Annotated in this window: 11 protein-coding genes; 4 read left to right on the top strand and 7 right to left on the bottom strand. The window is 64.5% G+C overall.

Annotated elements, in window-relative coordinates:
- Position 1 precedes the first annotated feature (1 nt).
- From QMK50_RS01585 to QMK50_RS01575, 3 genes are all read right to left on the bottom strand, one after another.
- On the bottom strand, positions 2–2092 hold the full coding sequence (locus QMK50_RS01585; protein ID WP_320332317.1) for a hydantoinase/oxoprolinase family protein: 2091 nt from the start codon (positions 2090–2092) through the stop codon (positions 2–4).
- A 36-nt stretch (positions 2093–2128) separates the two neighbouring features.
- Positions 2129–3874, bottom strand: coding sequence for a hydantoinase B/oxoprolinase family protein (locus QMK50_RS01580; protein WP_320332316.1), 1746 nt, complete (start codon positions 3872–3874; stop codon positions 2129–2131).
- A gap of 582 nt (positions 3875–4456) precedes the next feature.
- Positions 4457–4741, bottom strand: a complete 285-nt coding sequence (locus QMK50_RS01575) for a hypothetical protein (protein WP_159996271.1) — start codon at positions 4739–4741, stop codon at positions 4457–4459.
- Positions 4742–4933: 192 nt separating this feature from the next.
- On the opposite strand from QMK50_RS01575, the gene QMK50_RS01570 reads away from it, so the two are divergent.
- Positions 4934–5521 (top strand): LysE family translocator, encoded by a 588-nt coding sequence (locus tag QMK50_RS01570; protein WP_095168705.1) that lies wholly within the window; start codon positions 4934–4936, stop codon positions 5519–5521.
- 3 nt (positions 5522–5524) lie between these two features.
- Here QMK50_RS01570 and QMK50_RS01565 read toward each other — a convergent pair whose 3' ends face one another.
- The 4 genes from QMK50_RS01565 to QMK50_RS01550 all read right to left on the bottom strand — a co-directional run bounded on the left by QMK50_RS01565 (position 5525) and on the right by QMK50_RS01550 (position 10618).
- Positions 5525–6358: an AraC family transcriptional regulator gene (locus QMK50_RS01565; protein WP_320332315.1), complete on the bottom strand. Its 834-nt coding sequence runs from the start codon at positions 6356–6358 to the stop codon at positions 5525–5527.
- A gap of 149 nt (positions 6359–6507) precedes the next feature.
- Positions 6508–8988: a TonB-dependent siderophore receptor gene (locus tag QMK50_RS01560; RefSeq protein WP_320332314.1), complete on the bottom strand. Its 2481-nt coding sequence runs from the start codon at positions 8986–8988 to the stop codon at positions 6508–6510.
- A 112-nt stretch (positions 8989–9100) separates the two neighbouring features.
- Positions 9101–10087: a FecR domain-containing protein gene (locus tag QMK50_RS01555; protein ID WP_320332313.1), complete on the bottom strand. Its 987-nt coding sequence runs from the start codon at positions 10085–10087 to the stop codon at positions 9101–9103.
- Between the two features lie 6 nt (positions 10088–10093).
- Positions 10094–10618: a sigma-70 family RNA polymerase sigma factor gene (locus QMK50_RS01550; protein WP_095168708.1), complete on the bottom strand. Its 525-nt coding sequence runs from the start codon at positions 10616–10618 to the stop codon at positions 10094–10096.
- Between the two features lie 358 nt (positions 10619–10976).
- Here QMK50_RS01550 and QMK50_RS01545 point away from each other — a divergent pair, with 358 nt between their 5' ends.
- The 3 genes from QMK50_RS01545 (at position 10977) to QMK50_RS01535 (ending at position 14923) form a co-directional block, all read left to right on the top strand.
- The gene (locus QMK50_RS01545; RefSeq protein ID WP_320332312.1) at positions 10977–12131 is read left to right on the top strand and encodes an NnrS family protein; all 1155 of its coding nucleotides are present in this window, start codon (positions 10977–10979) and stop codon (positions 12129–12131) included.
- A gap of 159 nt (positions 12132–12290) precedes the next feature.
- Positions 12291–12752: a (2Fe-2S)-binding protein gene (locus QMK50_RS01540; RefSeq protein WP_095168710.1), complete on the top strand. Its 462-nt coding sequence runs from the start codon at positions 12291–12293 to the stop codon at positions 12750–12752.
- Between the two features lie 2 nt (positions 12753–12754).
- On the top strand, positions 12755–14923 hold the full coding sequence (locus QMK50_RS01535; RefSeq protein WP_320332311.1) for a xanthine dehydrogenase family protein molybdopterin-binding subunit: 2169 nt from the start codon (positions 12755–12757) through the stop codon (positions 14921–14923).
- Position 14924 lies beyond the last annotated feature (1 nt).

Genomic DNA, 14924 nt, shown 5'->3' with positions numbered 1-14924 from the left:
GTCAACCGCCACGCGTCAGCCGGTAGGTGGCAGACGGCGCGAGCGTCGCGCGCCAGCCTGGCGGTACCACGATGTTGGTGGTCGCTTCCTCGATCACGCAGGGACCTTCGACCGTCTGCCCGGACTGCAGGTGCTCGCCGTTGTACACCGGGGTCTGCTGCCAGGCCGCCTGGGCATCGAACAGCATCGAGCGGTGGCTGCTGGCCTGGGCCGGGGCGTCGCTGGTGGCTGGCGGCAACTCGGGCATGGGTGGGCGTTGCAGGCGCGCGATCACCGAGCACTCAAGGTTGACCAGTTCGATCGGGCTCTGCGGTTCGCTGTAGGAGAACAGCGCCTTGTGCCGGGTGTGGAAGGCCTCGCGCAAGGTCGCCAGGGCGCTTGGGTCGAGTTGGTCGCAGGACAGTTCGACGCTGCATTCGTGAATCTGGCCCAGGTAGCGGATTTCCAGGTGGTACTGGCACTCGACGTTGTTGCCGGCGCCGAAGCCGTCTTCACGCAGGTTATCCATGCCCCGCTCGCGCAGCTCGCATAGCGTCCGGTTGAGCAGGGGCAGGTCGACCCGGTCGTCGTCCAGGCGCATGGGCAGGGTGGTCAACTGGTCGTAGCGGATGTCCGAGAGAATCTGCCCGTAGGCACACAGGCCCGAGGCAACTTTGGGGATCAGCACCACGTTGCTGCCGATCTCCTCGGCCAGGCGCATGACGTGCATGCCCGCTGCGCCTCCGGCGCCGATCAGGGCGAAATCCCGGGGATCGTAGCCGCGTTCCACCGAGACCCGGCGGATGCCGCTGACCATGTTCAGGTTGACCAGGGTGATGATGCCAGTGGCCGCCCGCTCCACGCTGATGCCCAAGGGCTCGGCGATCTTGCTGCGGATCGCCTCGATCGCCGCCTGGCGGTTCAAGCGAATGCTGCCGCCAAGCAATGCGCCATCGGCCAGGTAACCGAGGGCCAGGTTGGCGTCGGTGACCGTTGGCTCGACGCCGCCCTTGCCGTAGCACACCGGCCCAGGATTGGCCCCGGCGCTGCGTGGGCCGACCTGGAGCATGCCGAAGTCGTCGAGGAAGGCAATCGAGCCGCCACCGGCGCCGAGGGTTTCGACCTGGATCATCGGCACGCCGATGCGGTAGCGCAGGAAGTCGGTGTCCTTGCTGAAGTTGGTACGCCCGGCCTTGCTCAGGGTGATGTCGAACGAGGTGCCACCCATGTCGACGGTGATCACGTTGTCGATGCCGAACGGTTGGGCCACGCACAGGCCGGCCTGGGGCGCGGAGGCAGGGCCGGAGTTGATGGCGTTGACCGCGCGCTCGCGCATCACGAGGCCGGGGGCCAGGCCACCGTTGGACTGGAAGTAGCGAGTCGGCTGGCGTGCTCCCAGTTCCTCGAACAGCGCGTCGATGCGCTCGATGTAGCGGCCCATCACCGGGCTCAGGTAGGCGTTGACCACGGTGGTGGAGGTGCGGGTGTATTCGCGGATCTGCGGGAACACTTCATTGCCGGTGCAGACGAACACGTCCGGCAGCGCCGCGCGTACCAGTTCGGCGGCACGTTGTTCGTGGCTGGGGTTGCGCACCGACCAGACGAAGGAGATTGCCACCGCCTTGACCTGTTCTTGGCGAAAGTACTCGATGGCCGCGTGGATTGCCTGCTCATCCAGCGGCGTATGCTCGCGGCCATCGCTGATGATCCGGCCGCTGATCGGCCGGCGCAGGTGGCGCGGCACCAGCATGTAGGCGGGCGGGTAGCTGGCGTCGTAGCGGTGCCCGTCCTCCTTGTGGCCGAGGCGGATTTCCAGGCTGTCCTCATGCCCTTCGGTGCACAGCAGGCCGACCTTGACCCCGGTCTTTTCGATCAGGGCGTTGAGGGCCACGGTGGTGCCGTTGATGCACAGGTCGCAGTCGGCAATGATCTGGGCCGGGGTGCGGCCGATGGCATCGGCGATCTGCGCCAGGCCGTTACGGATTGCCAGCGTGCCGTCCTGGGGCGTGGAGGGCGCTTTGAACAACTGCACGTTGCCCTGGCGATCGGCGAGGATGAAGTCGGTGAAAGTGCCGCCGGCGTCGATGCCCAGGCGATATTGTGGTTGGCTCATGTGTCGGATTCCAGATGGCTCAAGGGGCTGGCGTGATCAGTGCGCGGTGCGCAGGGCATGGGTCGCGGCGTCGTCGACCTGGCCGTTGCCGTCGATGGCCACGCCGTACTCGCGGCGCGCGCCTTCAAGCGACACCAGGCCGTTGCGCACGTCCTCGAGCACACTGCTCACAGGTCGGCGCAACGGGTTGCCGTAGCCGCCACCGCCGGGGTTGATGTTGATCACCCGTTCGCCGGGCTGGGCCGTCAGTTGTGCGTTGTAGGTGAAGTGGTCTTCTGCTTCATCGACCTTGCGGTGGATCAGCCGCCCCAGTTTCGGTTCCAGCAGGACGTTGCTGGCACCCGCCGCACCCGCCGTGGGCAGTTGCCGGCCTTCACCGAAGCCGACCACCGTCATCGCGTGGTCCAGCGGTTCGATTTCGATACGGGTGCCTGAGCCACCACGAAATTCACCGGCGCCACCGCTGTCGGTCATCATGCTGTAGCGGTGGATCAGGATCGGGTAGGAGTACTCGAGCAACTCGATGTCACCGGACATCAGCGCGCCGAAGCAGCACAGCGGCCCGCACGCCGGCCAACCGTCCATGGCCTGGTTGGCACCCGCGCCGGAGATGATCGAGGCGAGGACCATGGTCACGTATTCGGCGTTGCCATTGCGTGGGTCATGGCCGGCAATGTTGATCCCGCTGGCGTGGCCCCAGGACGCGGTGACCCGCTCTGGCGCGGCTTGTTCCAGGGCCTGGCGTACCGCGTCGGCGAGGGTTTCCATCGGCGTGGTGGTGCTGTTGACGTGGGGCGCCGGTTCGGAGGCGTTGCACAGGGTGCCGGGTGGCCCGAGGTCGACCGACACGCAGCGGTACAGGCCTTCGTTGTAGGGCGGCGGTACCTGGGCAAACATCATCAGCCCCAGGTACACCCCCGACACCGAGTTGCCGGCATAGGAGTTGATGAAGTACGGCACCTGCGGCGGGCTTTCGATCAGCACGTGGGCCTCGTCGCCGCGAATCTCCACCCGCGCGGTGATCGCCAGTTCGCCCAGGCCGTGGCCGGAGTCTTCCAGTACCGCGGTGCCGCTGTAGAAACCGTCGGGGACTTCACGCAGCAGCGCGCGCATGTGCCGGTCGGCCATGTCCTTGAGTTCGGCGATACAGGCCCGCACCTGCTCCACGCCATAGCGCTCGAGCAGTTGCAGCAGGTGCCGCTCGCCGACGGTGCAGGCGCCGTATTGGGCGTTGAGGTCACCTTCCTGATAGGCCCGGGCGCGCATGTTGGTCAGCAGCAGGTTGATCACGTCCTCGCGGCGCTTGCCCTGGGACCAGAGCTTGACCGGCGGTATGCGCAGGCCTTCGGCGTAGATCTCCTTGGCGTCGGGGTTATAGCCGGCGGGCACAGGGCCACCGATGTCGGTCAGGTGGCCTTTGCAGACGGCCCAGAACACCAGTTCGCCTTGGTAGAACACCGGTTTGTACATGCAGCAGTCGAGGATGTGGCTGCCTTTGTAGGCCGGGTCGTTGTGGTAAATCACATCGCCTTCGAGGATGTCGTCGCCGAAGAAGCCGGCGACGCATTTCATGGCCGGGATGAGGGAGCCGAGGTGGATGGGGATATCCTGGCCTTGCAGGATCATTTCCGGAAGATGATCGAACAGGGCATTGGAATAGTCGTGAGCGAGGTTGAACACGCTCGAGCGACCGGTTTTTTCCAGGGTCAGGGTCATTTCCCGCTGCGCAGTCTCGAGCGCGCCGCGCACCACCGCCAGGGTGATCGGATCTACTGTACTCATGGGTCACCAGGGGTCTTGTTGTTATTAAGGTTGGAGCGCATATCGCGTCGTTCGCCCACGCCACCAAGCTACGCCGACGCGCGGGTGGCTGGCTTGTCAGCCAGTGCACTGGGATTTGACGGGGAGGGTACTGGCAACAACGGTGGCGCCTGACACTCCGCCATCGCGAGCAGGCTTTGTGGGTGTATGCGCAATCTGCGAGCAGCCGAAATCACTGTAGGAGCGAGCTTGCTCGCGATCAGGCCGGTACAGCCAACCTATATGGCGCCTGACACACCGCCATCGCGGGCAAGCCCGCTCCCACAGGTTTTGTGGGTGTATGCGGGATCTGCGTGCAGCCGAAATCACTGTAGGAGCGGGCTTGCCCGCGATCAGGCCGGTACGGCCAACCTATATGGCGCCTGACACACCGCCATCGCGGGCAAGCCCGCTCCCACAGGTTTTGTGGGTGTATGCGCAATCTGCGGGCAGTTGAAATCACTGTAGGAGCGGGCTTTGTGGGTGTATGCGGGATCTGCGGGCACCCAGAATCACCGTAGGAGCGAGCCTGCTCGCGATGCTCGTCAACGATGACGCCGCGCGTTAAACGAACGGCTGGCCGCTGAATCCCCGTGGCAGGCGTTGGCGGCCGGGCAGGTCGCTCAGGCGTTGCAGCCAGGCGGCGCGCCAGTCGAGGGCGGCATGGGCCACCTTGGCCTTGCGGGCGGCGCGGCGGGCGGCGTTGCGCGCTTCTCTGCGGGCGTCCTTGAATGCATCGGTGTTGCGGCAGCTGCGGCATTTGACCCGGGCGAACTCGGTGGTGGAAACCAGGTTCTTGCCGTGATGACCGCAGGCAAGGTGCCCGGCGGTCTTGTAGTGAGTCACCATGGGTGGCCCTCCTTCGTGTGACATATCCCCATACAGTTAGTGACAGCGCGCCGCTACCGGGGTTCTATTCCCTATGGACCCGCAACCAATTTCTCGGTGGGCGAGTAGTTGGGTGTTTTTCTTCAATACAGGCGTTGGTCGGGCTTTTACCTTGCACCCAGGGATGTTCCCCAGTTGCTGGAGAAAAGTGCAATGAGTCTGATTATGTCCATGGCCGCGTTTGCGCTGGCTGCGTCTATCACGCCGGGGCCGGTGAATATCGTGGCCTTGAGTTCGGGTGCGCAGTATGGCTTTCGTGCCAGTCAGCGGCATGTGCTGGGTGCCACTTTGGGCTTTGTGCTGTTGCTGGTGTTGATGGGGTTGGGGCTGCATGAGCTGCTCAAACTCTGGCCGGGGTTAACCCGGGTGGTGCAACTGGCCGGGGTGGCATTCCTGTTGTTCATGGCCTGCAAGCTTGCCACCGATGACGGACGCCTGGGCACAACCGCTGCCGCACAGGCGCCAACCCTGTTCTACGGCGCCTTGATGCAATGGCTCAACCCCAAGGCGTGGCTGGCCTGTGTCGCGGGGATGGGGGCGTTTGTCGCGGACGGCGATACGCGACTGGTCTGGCAGTTTGCCGCGGTGTACCTGGTGGTGTGCTATCTGTCGGTGGCCTGTTGGGCCTATGCCGGGACGTTCCTGCGCCAGTACTTGAGCAACGCTGGAGGCCTGCGCCTGTTCAATCGGGTGATGGCGTTGCTGTTGGCGGTGAGTGCCGGCTACCTGCTGTTGCCCTGAGGGTCAGCCGCGATACTGCCCGGGTGTCGCGGCCAGGTGCTGTTTGAACGCCCGCTGGAAATGCGCCTGGTCGGCAAACCCGGCGTCCAGCGCCACGTCGGCGATCAGCCTACCCTGGCGCAATTGCTGGCGGGCGAACTGGATGCGGCGGTTGACCAGGTACGCATGGGGCGTCATGCCGTACTGCTGCTTGAACGCGCGGATCAGGTACGAGGCCGAAAGCTCGGCGGCCGCGCAGATGTCATCGAGCTTGAGCGCCTGGGTGCAGTGTTCGCGGATGTATTCGGCGGCCCGTTCGAGCTTGCTGTTGGGCTCATCGAGCATGACCTGGGCCGGGTTGAGACGGATCTGCACCTCGGTGAAAAACGCCACCGTGGCGCTGTGCTTCTGCAGGGTGGAGGCCTGGGCATCGAGCAACAGTTCATACAGCTGGGTAAGGCCATCGAACAGCGCGTGGTCGGCGGTATGGGCGCAGGCGAACCGGCGAAAATCCAGCTCGGCAGCAAAGCCCAACTGATGCTGCAGGTCAGTCAGCCAGGGCGTGTCGACATACAACATGAGGTACGACCAGGGTTGATCGTCGATGGGGTTGCAGGCGTGCACGTCGCCAGGGTTCATCAGGACCACGGTGCCGGTCGCCACTTGCCAGGACCCCTGTTCATGCACGTAGGTGCTGCGTCCGGCAGTGATTGCACCGATCGAAAAGTGTTCGTGGGAATGGCGGGCGTAGCAGACTTCGCGGCCATCGGCGATGGCGCGGGCTTCGATGAAGGGCAGGGCCGCATCACGCCAGAAGCGCGGGGCTTTGTCGGCATCTTTGGTGATGGCGTGCTTCATCGGTCAACGTCCTTTGATAGTCCGGTGGGCCAGTGTAATGGCTCGCAACGGCAAAGGCTCGTGGTTGTGGGGGGATGACGATTGTCGGTAGTCAGGCGGGGGAAACCGCACGCTGCCCGGGGAGCGGGCAGCGTGCGGGTGTCACGGGCTTAGAAGTCCCACTTGGTGGTGAGCATCAGGTTGCGTGGCTCGCCGTAGTAGGTGGTGTCGAAGTTGCCCAGGCCTGACAGGTACTTCTTGTCGAAGACGTTGTTGGCATTGGCGGTGAAGCTCAGGTGCTCGTTGAACTGGTAGCGGGTCATCAGGTCGACCAGGGAGTAGCCGCCTTGCTTGATCCGGGTGTAGTCACCCACGCTTGAGCTGTAGATGTTGCCGTAGAACGAGCTCTGCCAGCTGACGCCGCCGCCGACGGTGACCTTGTCCAGTGCGCCCGGCAGACGGTAGGAGGTGAACGTGCGGAACACGTGCTCCGGCTTGGAGGTGGTCAGCGGATAACCAAAGATCCGTTGCTCATCCTGGTCACGGGTACGGGCGTAGGTGTAGCCGGCCATCAGGTTCCAGCCTTCTTGCAACTCACCGGCCAGCTCCAGCTCGATGCCCTGGGTGGTCGCGCCGTCGATGGCCTTGTAGATGCCTTCGTTGGTGACCGGGTTGGTGCCGATCGACTCGGCGACGTTGTCCTGTTCGATGCGGAACAGGGCCAGGCTGGCGTTCAGCGTGCCGTCCAGGTAGGCGGCCTTGATCCCGGTTTCGTAGCTGTCGCCTTCGACCGGTGCCAGGGTCTTGCCGTCGATGTCCTTGTAGGTCTGCGGTTGGTAGATCGAGGTGTAGCTGGCGTAGACCGAGTAAGTATCGTTGAGGTCATACACGACCCCGGCGTAGGGGGTGACGACCCCGTGTTCCTTGTAGCTGGCGTGGGTGTCGTCAAGGCCCGCGCTTTGGGCGTAGGAATAGTCTTCGTTGTACTTGAAGGTACTTACGCGACTGCCGAGGATGAACGACAGGTCATCGGTAGGACGCAGGCGGGTGGCCAGGTACATGCCGTTCTGGCTTTGGGTGCGCTCGTACTTGCCGTTTTTCGGGAACTCCTGGTACGGCAGGTCGCCGTCCCAGTCATAAATGCTGCCCGGCACCTGGCTGAAGGCACTGGTGTCGAAGGTCGAGCCGGTCTGGCGCGAGTGCGAGGTCATCACGCCGGCCACCAGGTCGTGTTCACGCCCGCCCAGGGTAAACGGCCCCGAGACGTTGGCGTCGGCGGTGTTCTGCACGCGGTGACCTTCCCAGCGACCCCAGTACAGGAACATGCCTTCACCGGTAGCACGGTCCGGGTTGCCGCCGCTGGCCGAGGCCAGGCGGGTGTCGTGGTCGGTGGTTTTCTGGTCGAGGCTGACCTTGAACGTCCAGTCGTTGGTCAGGGCCTGTTCCAGGGAGGTGAAGTAGGTGATGTCGTCGAAGTCGCGACGGCTCCAGTCGGCACCTGGGTTGAAGTGCCGTGGGAAGTCGGTGCGGCCGCCGTCGGCGAAGTAGGTCGGGTTACCGGTCCACGAGGTGCCACGCGGGGTCACGCTGGACTTGTCGATGCCGAAGGTCAGCAGGGTGTCGGGGGTCAGGTCGGCTTCGAGGATGCCGTAGAACAGGTCCTTTTTCTGGCTGTAGTGGTCCAGGTAGGAGTTCTTGTCCTGATAGGCGCCGACAAAGCGCCCGCGCACGCTACCGCTGTCGTTCAGCGGGCCGGAGATATCACCCTCGGTGCGGTAGGCGTCCCAGGAGCCGGCCGTGCCGCTGACCGAGGCCTTGAATTCCTTGGTCGGCTTCTTGCGGACCAGGTTGACGGTGGCGGAGGGGTCGCCGGAGCCGGTCATCAGGCCGGTTGCGCCCTTGACCACTTCGATGCGGTCCAGGGTGGCGGCGTCGACGTTGGTCGCCGCTTCACCGTAGACGCCGTCATAGGGACGGTTGATGCCATCGTACTGGTAGTTGGTGATGGCAAAGCCGCGGGAGGAAAACTCCATGCGGTCGCTGTCGTAGGCCTGTTGGCTGATGCCTGGGGTATTGCGCAACACATCGCCGACGCTCTGGGCGCCACGGTCGTCCATTTGCTGGCGGGTGATCACGGTCACCGATTGCGGGGTTTCGCGCAGCGACAGCGGCAGTCCGGTGGCGGTGGCGGTCGAGCCGGTGGTGTAGGAGTGCGTATCTTCGGTGGTGGCGCCCAGGCCCTGGCCGGAGATGGTGGTGGCGCCCAGTTCCAGGGTGCCGTCACCCTTGGGGGCTGCTTGCAGGATGTAGCCGCCATTGTCCAGGGCCTGGGCCTGCAGGCCACTGCCTTGCAGCAAGCGCTGCAGGGCTTCGGTTGCGCTGAAGTTACCTTTGAGGCCCGGGCTGCGCTTGCCGCTGGCCAGGTCGTTGTGCCCGGCGAGGAACACCCCACTTTGCTCGGCGTAGCTGTTCAGGGCCGCGACCAGCGAGCCACTGGCGATGCTGTATTGGCGCTTGCTGCTGGACTGTTCGCTGGCGGCGGTTTCAGCGGCATGGGCGACTGCCGGGGCAAGGCTCAGCAGAGCGGCCGGCAGGGCCAGCGCCAGGGGGCGCAAGGCAAATCGAAAACGGGCAGCGACGTGGTGCGGCATGGGGGTCCCTTTGGATCGAGTCGATCGGCAATTGAAGTACTTGTGCAGGGTTATCCGAACGAAAAACGCAAAAGGGAACCGCGAATCAAAATAATTCGTAATTGATTGATCTTTAGCTTCTGGCGTTGACGTTGACCCACCACGGCATGGGCTTTTCCACCGCGATTGGCAGCGCGGCGGCCAGCAGGCGCAGGGCCTGGTCGGTGTCCTTGAGCGGGAAGGAGCCCATCACCGGCATCTGCGCCACGGCCGGGTCGCAGGCCAGATGGCCGTGGCGGTAGCGGCTCAGTTCTTCGAGCAACTGGCCCAGGGGCAGGTTGTCAGCCAGCAGCACGCCACGGCGCCAGGCTTCGCGTGCAGGGGAGACCGGGTGTTGAGGCTCGAAGCGATCCTGGCTGAAGGCCATTTGTCGGCCAGCGGGCACTACTTGCACCTGGGCGTTGGCCAGGCGCACCTGGACCGCACCTTCGAACACGCTGAGCAAGGTCCGATCCTGGCCCTGGCGCACACTGAAGCGCGTACCCAGGGCGTGTAGCAGGCCCTGGTCGGTGTGCACACGCAACGGCCTGAGGGCGTCCTTGGCGGTGTCGATCAGGATTTCGCCGAGTCGTAGATTGAGCAGCCGCTGGTGGCTGTCGAAGCGTACATCCAGCGCGCTCAAGGCGTTGAGCCAGACCTGGCTGCCATCGCTGAGCCGGGTTTCGCGTATTTCACCGGTGCCGGTGGAGAGGTCGGCGGTCCAGCGCTCCAGGGTGGCGGGCAGCGAGGTCTGGCGCCAGGCACCGAAGCCCAGCAGGCTGCCCGAGGTCAGGATCAACAACGACTTGAGGGTCTGGCGCCGCGTGACGCTGGTGCGTCCGGAACCGCGCAAGACCTTGCTCGCCGCTTGGGTATCGGTGTCGCCCTGCAGTGGCGCAAAGCGCTCGCCGACCCGCTGCACATACCGCCAGGCATCCTGATGCTCGCCGCACTGGGCCAGCCAGGCTTGCCAGCGCAGGCGCTCCTGCTCGCCGACCTGTTGGTCGTTGAGTTGCACGTACCAATGGGCCGCTTGTTGCAGGCTGGCGTGACTGAGTTTGTTCAAGGCAGGGGTGGGCAAGGGCGGTTACTCGATCAGCAGGCCGTCGAGTTCGGCCTCGAGAATGGCGCAGTGCATCAGGGCCTGGGCCAGGTACTTCTTGACCATGCGCTCGGACACGCCGATCTCCAGGCCGATGGCTTTGTAGGGCATGCCGTGCAGTTGCGCGAGGATGAACGCGTCGCTGACCCGCTGCGGCAGGCGCTGCAACATGGCGTCCACTTCGTGCAGGGTTTCGACGATGATCGCCCGTTGCTCGGGAGAGGGTTGCACGGCCTGGGGGCGTTCGCTCAGTGCCTGCAGCCAGGCCTGTTCCAGTTGCCGGCGGCGCCAGTGATCAATGCACAGGCCACGGGCGATGGTCGCCAAGTAGGAGCGCTCATGGACTTCGCCCTGGAACTCCTGCGGGCGCTTGAGCACTCGGATGAAGGTGTCGTGGGCCAGGTCCGCGGCATCGAAGGCGTTGCTCAGGCGACGACGCAGCAGCTCGTACAACCAGCGATGGTGGCTGGTGTAGAGGTTCTGCACGAGTGAGGTTTCGACGACCATCATAAAGAGCGCATTTCCATACGGCGTGATGGCACCAGAGGTGCAAATGGGAATTGGTCGCGATTAAAACAAAAGGTGTGTCAGGGTGCAAATGATATTGGTTTGCTTTTAGGCACTTGATTGCTGCGGCCGACGGTAAATTCGTCCAGGCAGCCGGTTCAAGTAGTCATTATGACGTGCGGTGTGGTCGTTATGACCTGAATGGTGTGCAGTCAATATGACTCTCAAGCTGTCAAGGCCAGGGTTTGCCGGAGGTTGAAGCTGGCACGGGACTTGATAGCTATCAGCTACAACTGACGGATTAGGGAGTGACGAACAATGTTCGGCAACAATCTATGGCTGATAGACGGGGTGGCCTGACATGCCTTCAATCAAGGATGTTCCCCTGTGGAGCTTGGGTTTTCGCCCGTTTTTTCTTGCCGGCGCCGGGTTTGCCTGTGTCGCGCTGGCGATCTGGAGTCTGTGGTTGTACGGGCGCTTGCCCGCGGCCCAGCCCCTGGGCGGCATGGTCGCCTGGCATCGGCACGAAATGCCCTTTGGTTTTGCCACGGCGATCATTGCCGGGTTCCTGCTGACGGCGGTCCCCAACTGGACCGGCCGCCGCGGGGTGTGCGGCTGGCCGCTGCTGGGCCTGGTGCTGGTATGGCTGCTGGCGCGCCTGGCCTGGCTGCTGCCGATCGACGCGAGTGCCTTGCTGGTGCTGCAACTGCCGTTCCTGCCGTTACTGGCACTGTTGCTTGGACGGGACCTGATCGCGGCGGGTAAAACCGAGAACTACCCGATCCTGTTGATGATCGGCTTGTTGGCCGGTTGTCAGTGGCTGACGCTGTGGGGCATGGCCCACGAGGACCTGGCCTGGCAGCGCCGTGGGGTGTTGGCGGCACTGTGGTTGGTGGCGGGGTTGATGAGTGTCATTGGTGGGCGGGTGATTCCCTTCTTTATTCAACGCGGCCTGCAACGCGCGCCAGGTACTCCGGCCAGCCCGCTGCCGACCCGGGTGCTGCTGGTAACCAGCCTGCTGGCGGCGGTGCTGATCGGCATCGGCAGCAACGACCTGCCGCGGCCCTGGCTGGCGGCGCTGTACCTGTTGATCGGTGGACTGCACCTGGCGCGCCTGTGGCGTTGGCATGACCGGGGCATCTGGCGCGTACCACTGCTCTGGTCGCTGTACCTGGCTTATGCCTGGCTGCTGGTGGCCGCGCTGGCCATGGCGCTGTGGCAACTGGGGGTGCTGGCGCAACAGAGCCTGGCCACCCACGCGCTGGCGGTCGGCGGCATCGGCGGCCTGGTGCTGGCGATGATCGCCCGGGTCAGCCTGGGGCATACCGGGCGCCCGCTGCAGCCGCCCAAAGGGGTGGTGCTGGGGTTCGCCCTGGTGTTGCTGGCCGGTCTGTCCCGGGTGGTGCTGGTGCCGTTCAACAGCCATGGCCTGGGGATTTCAGCGTTGTGCTGGTGCCTGGCGTTCGCCCTGTTTTTGCAGGGTTACACGCGGATTTTAAGCGGGCCGAGGGTGTAGGACGGTTAGATCGGTGCCTGACCGGTGGTCGCGCCAGCCCAATTGCCGGGGGAATTGCGCTTAGCTCAAGGGACAACCACCAGCGCGCGTAGGCACTCGATGCCACAGCGACGCTGACCCAGGACACCGTGAGTCCTGACCGTCCCTGAGGAGATTGCCGTGCTGACGTTCAATATCAATGGCATCGATCAACCCCTGGAAGTGCCCGGCGACATGCCACTGTTGTGGGTGTTGCGCGATGTCGCGCACTTGACCGGGACCAAATTCGGCTGCGGCATGGCGCAATGCGGGGCCTGCACCGTGCATGTCGACGGTGCGCCCTTGCGCTCGTGTATCACCCCGGCTGCGGCGGTGGCCAAGGGACAGAAGATTGTCACCATCGAAGGCTTGTCCAGCGACGGCTCGCACCCGGTGCAGAGGGCCTGGGCCGAGATCGACGTGGTGCAATGCGGTTACTGCCAGTCTGGGCAGATCATGTCGGCAGTGGCCTTGCTGGCGAAAATTCCCGCGCCGACCGACAGCGATATCGATCAGGCGCTGTCGGGCAACATCTGCCGCTGTGGCACCTACCCGCGTATTCGGGCGGCGATCAAGCGTGCTGCGCAAATCGGGGAGGCCTGAGCATGAGCGTACTCATTGATAGCTCGCGCCGGTCCTTTCTCAAAGGCAGCGCCGTGCTGGGCGCCGGCCTGGTGGTGGGGTTTGTGATCCCCGGGGCCAACCGTTTTGCCCGCGCTGCCACAGCCGCCGATCCTGGCTTTGCGCCCAACGCGTTTTTGCGGATCGCCCCGGACAGCAGCGTCACCATACTGTTGGGGCACTCGGAAATGGGCCAGGGCATCTGGACCGGCCTGACCATGCTGATCGCCGAGGAGCTGGACGCGGATTGGAGCAAGATACGCGTCGAACACGGCCCGGCATCGGCGGCGTTGTACGGCCTGCCAGCCTTTGGCGGCATGCAGATCACCGGGGGCTCGACTTCGACCTGGATGGAGTTCGACCGCTATCGCCAGGCCGGTGCCGCAGCGCGCCTGATGTTGATCGAGGCTGGCGCCAAGCGCTTCAACGTTGCGCCATCCCAGGTGCGCACTGAGGCGGGAGTGGTAATCGCCGGCGAGCAGCGGGCCAGCTATGGCGAACTGGCCAATGAGGCGGGGCAACTGCCGGTGCCGGATCCGGCGTCGATCAAGCTCAAGCAAGCCAAGGACTGGACCCTGATCGGCAAGCCGACCAAGCGCCTGGACTCCCCGGAAAAAATCACCGGCCAGGCCAAGTTCGGCATGGACGTGCAGTTCGAGGGCCTGCTCACCGCCATGGTCGCCCGTCCACCGGTACTGGGCGGCAGCGTCCGCTCGTTCGACGCCCAGGCCGCGCTGGCGGTGCCGGGAGTGCACAAGGTGCTGCAGGTGCCCACGGGCGTGGCGGTGGTGGCCGATCATTATTGGGCCGCCAAGCTAGGGCGCGATGCGCTGAAAATCGACTGGGACCTGGGTCCCAATGCTGGCCTGGACAGCGTTGCCCTGCTGCAGGGCTTTCGCAAGCTGGCCACCACCGCGGGCACCCCGGCCAGCCAGGCGGGGGATGTCAGCGCGGCGTTGGCCAAGGCGACGAAGACCGTGGATGTCGAGTACAGCGTGCCGTATCTGGCGCATGCGCCGATGGAGCCGCTCAACTGCACGGTGCGCATTACCAACCAGCAATGCGAGATCTGGACCGGCACCCAGTTCCAGACCCTGGACCAGATGGTCGCGGCGAAGATCACCGGGCTCAAGCCCGAGCAGGTGGTGATTCATACCGAATTCCTTGGCGGCGGTTTTGGCCGGCGGGCCAACCCGACCTCGGATTTTGTCAGTGAGGCGGTGCAAGTGGCCCACGCCGCCGGAGCGCCGGTGAAAACCGTGTGGTCGCGCGAAGATGACATCCGTGGCGGCTATTACCGCTCGGCCTTCCTGCATCACGCGCGGATCGGCCTGGGGCCGGACGGCTTGCCATTGGCCTGGCAGCATGTGCTGGTGGGCCAGTCGATCATGGCCGGGACCATGTTGGAGGCAAGCATGGTCAAGGACGGCATCGACAAGACTTCGGTCGAAGGGGTGGCGGACAGTCCCTACCTGGTCGGCCTGGCCAATCACCGGGTCGACCTGCACTCACCCAAGACCGGCATCAGCGTGCTGTGGCTGCGTTCGGTGGGGCACACCCACACCGCTTTTGTCATGGAGTCCTTGATCGACGAACTGGCCGTGGCGGCGGGCAAGGACCCGGTGGACTACCGGCGGACCTTGCTCAAGGACCATCCACGGCACCTCGGGGTGCTCAACCTGGCCGTGGAAAAAGCCAACTGGCAGGCGCCCTTGCCAGCGGGGCATGCCTTGGGGGTGGCGGTGCACGAGTCCTTTGGCAGTTATGTCGCGCAAGTCACGGAAGTGTCCCAGGACAACCTGAAAATTCGCGTGCACCGGGTGGTCTGCGCCGTCGATTGCGGGATTGCGGTGAACCCGGCGAGCATTGCCGCGCAGATGGAGTCCTGCATCACTTTCGGCCTGGGTTTCACCTTGCACAGCAAGGTGACCTTCAAGGATGGCCAGGTGGTGCAGTCCAACTACCACGACTACCAGGTGCTGCGACTCAACGAAATGCCCGAGGTGCAGGTGCACATCCTGCCCAGCAACGAGAAGCCGGGTGGTATTGGCGAGGCTGGCGTGCCACCCACTGCGCCGGCGGTGGCCAATGCGGTGTACGCGCTGACCGGGCAACGCCTGCGTGAGTTGCCGTTGCAACTGGAGGGGGTGTGAG

It is taken from the genome of Pseudomonas sp. P5_152, from assembly GCF_033989915.1.
Taxonomy (GTDB): Bacteria; Pseudomonadota; Gammaproteobacteria; order Pseudomonadales; family Pseudomonadaceae; genus Aquipseudomonas.
The sequence above is the reverse complement of the archived record's forward strand: the minus strand, read 5'-3'. Positions and strand labels throughout refer to the sequence as shown.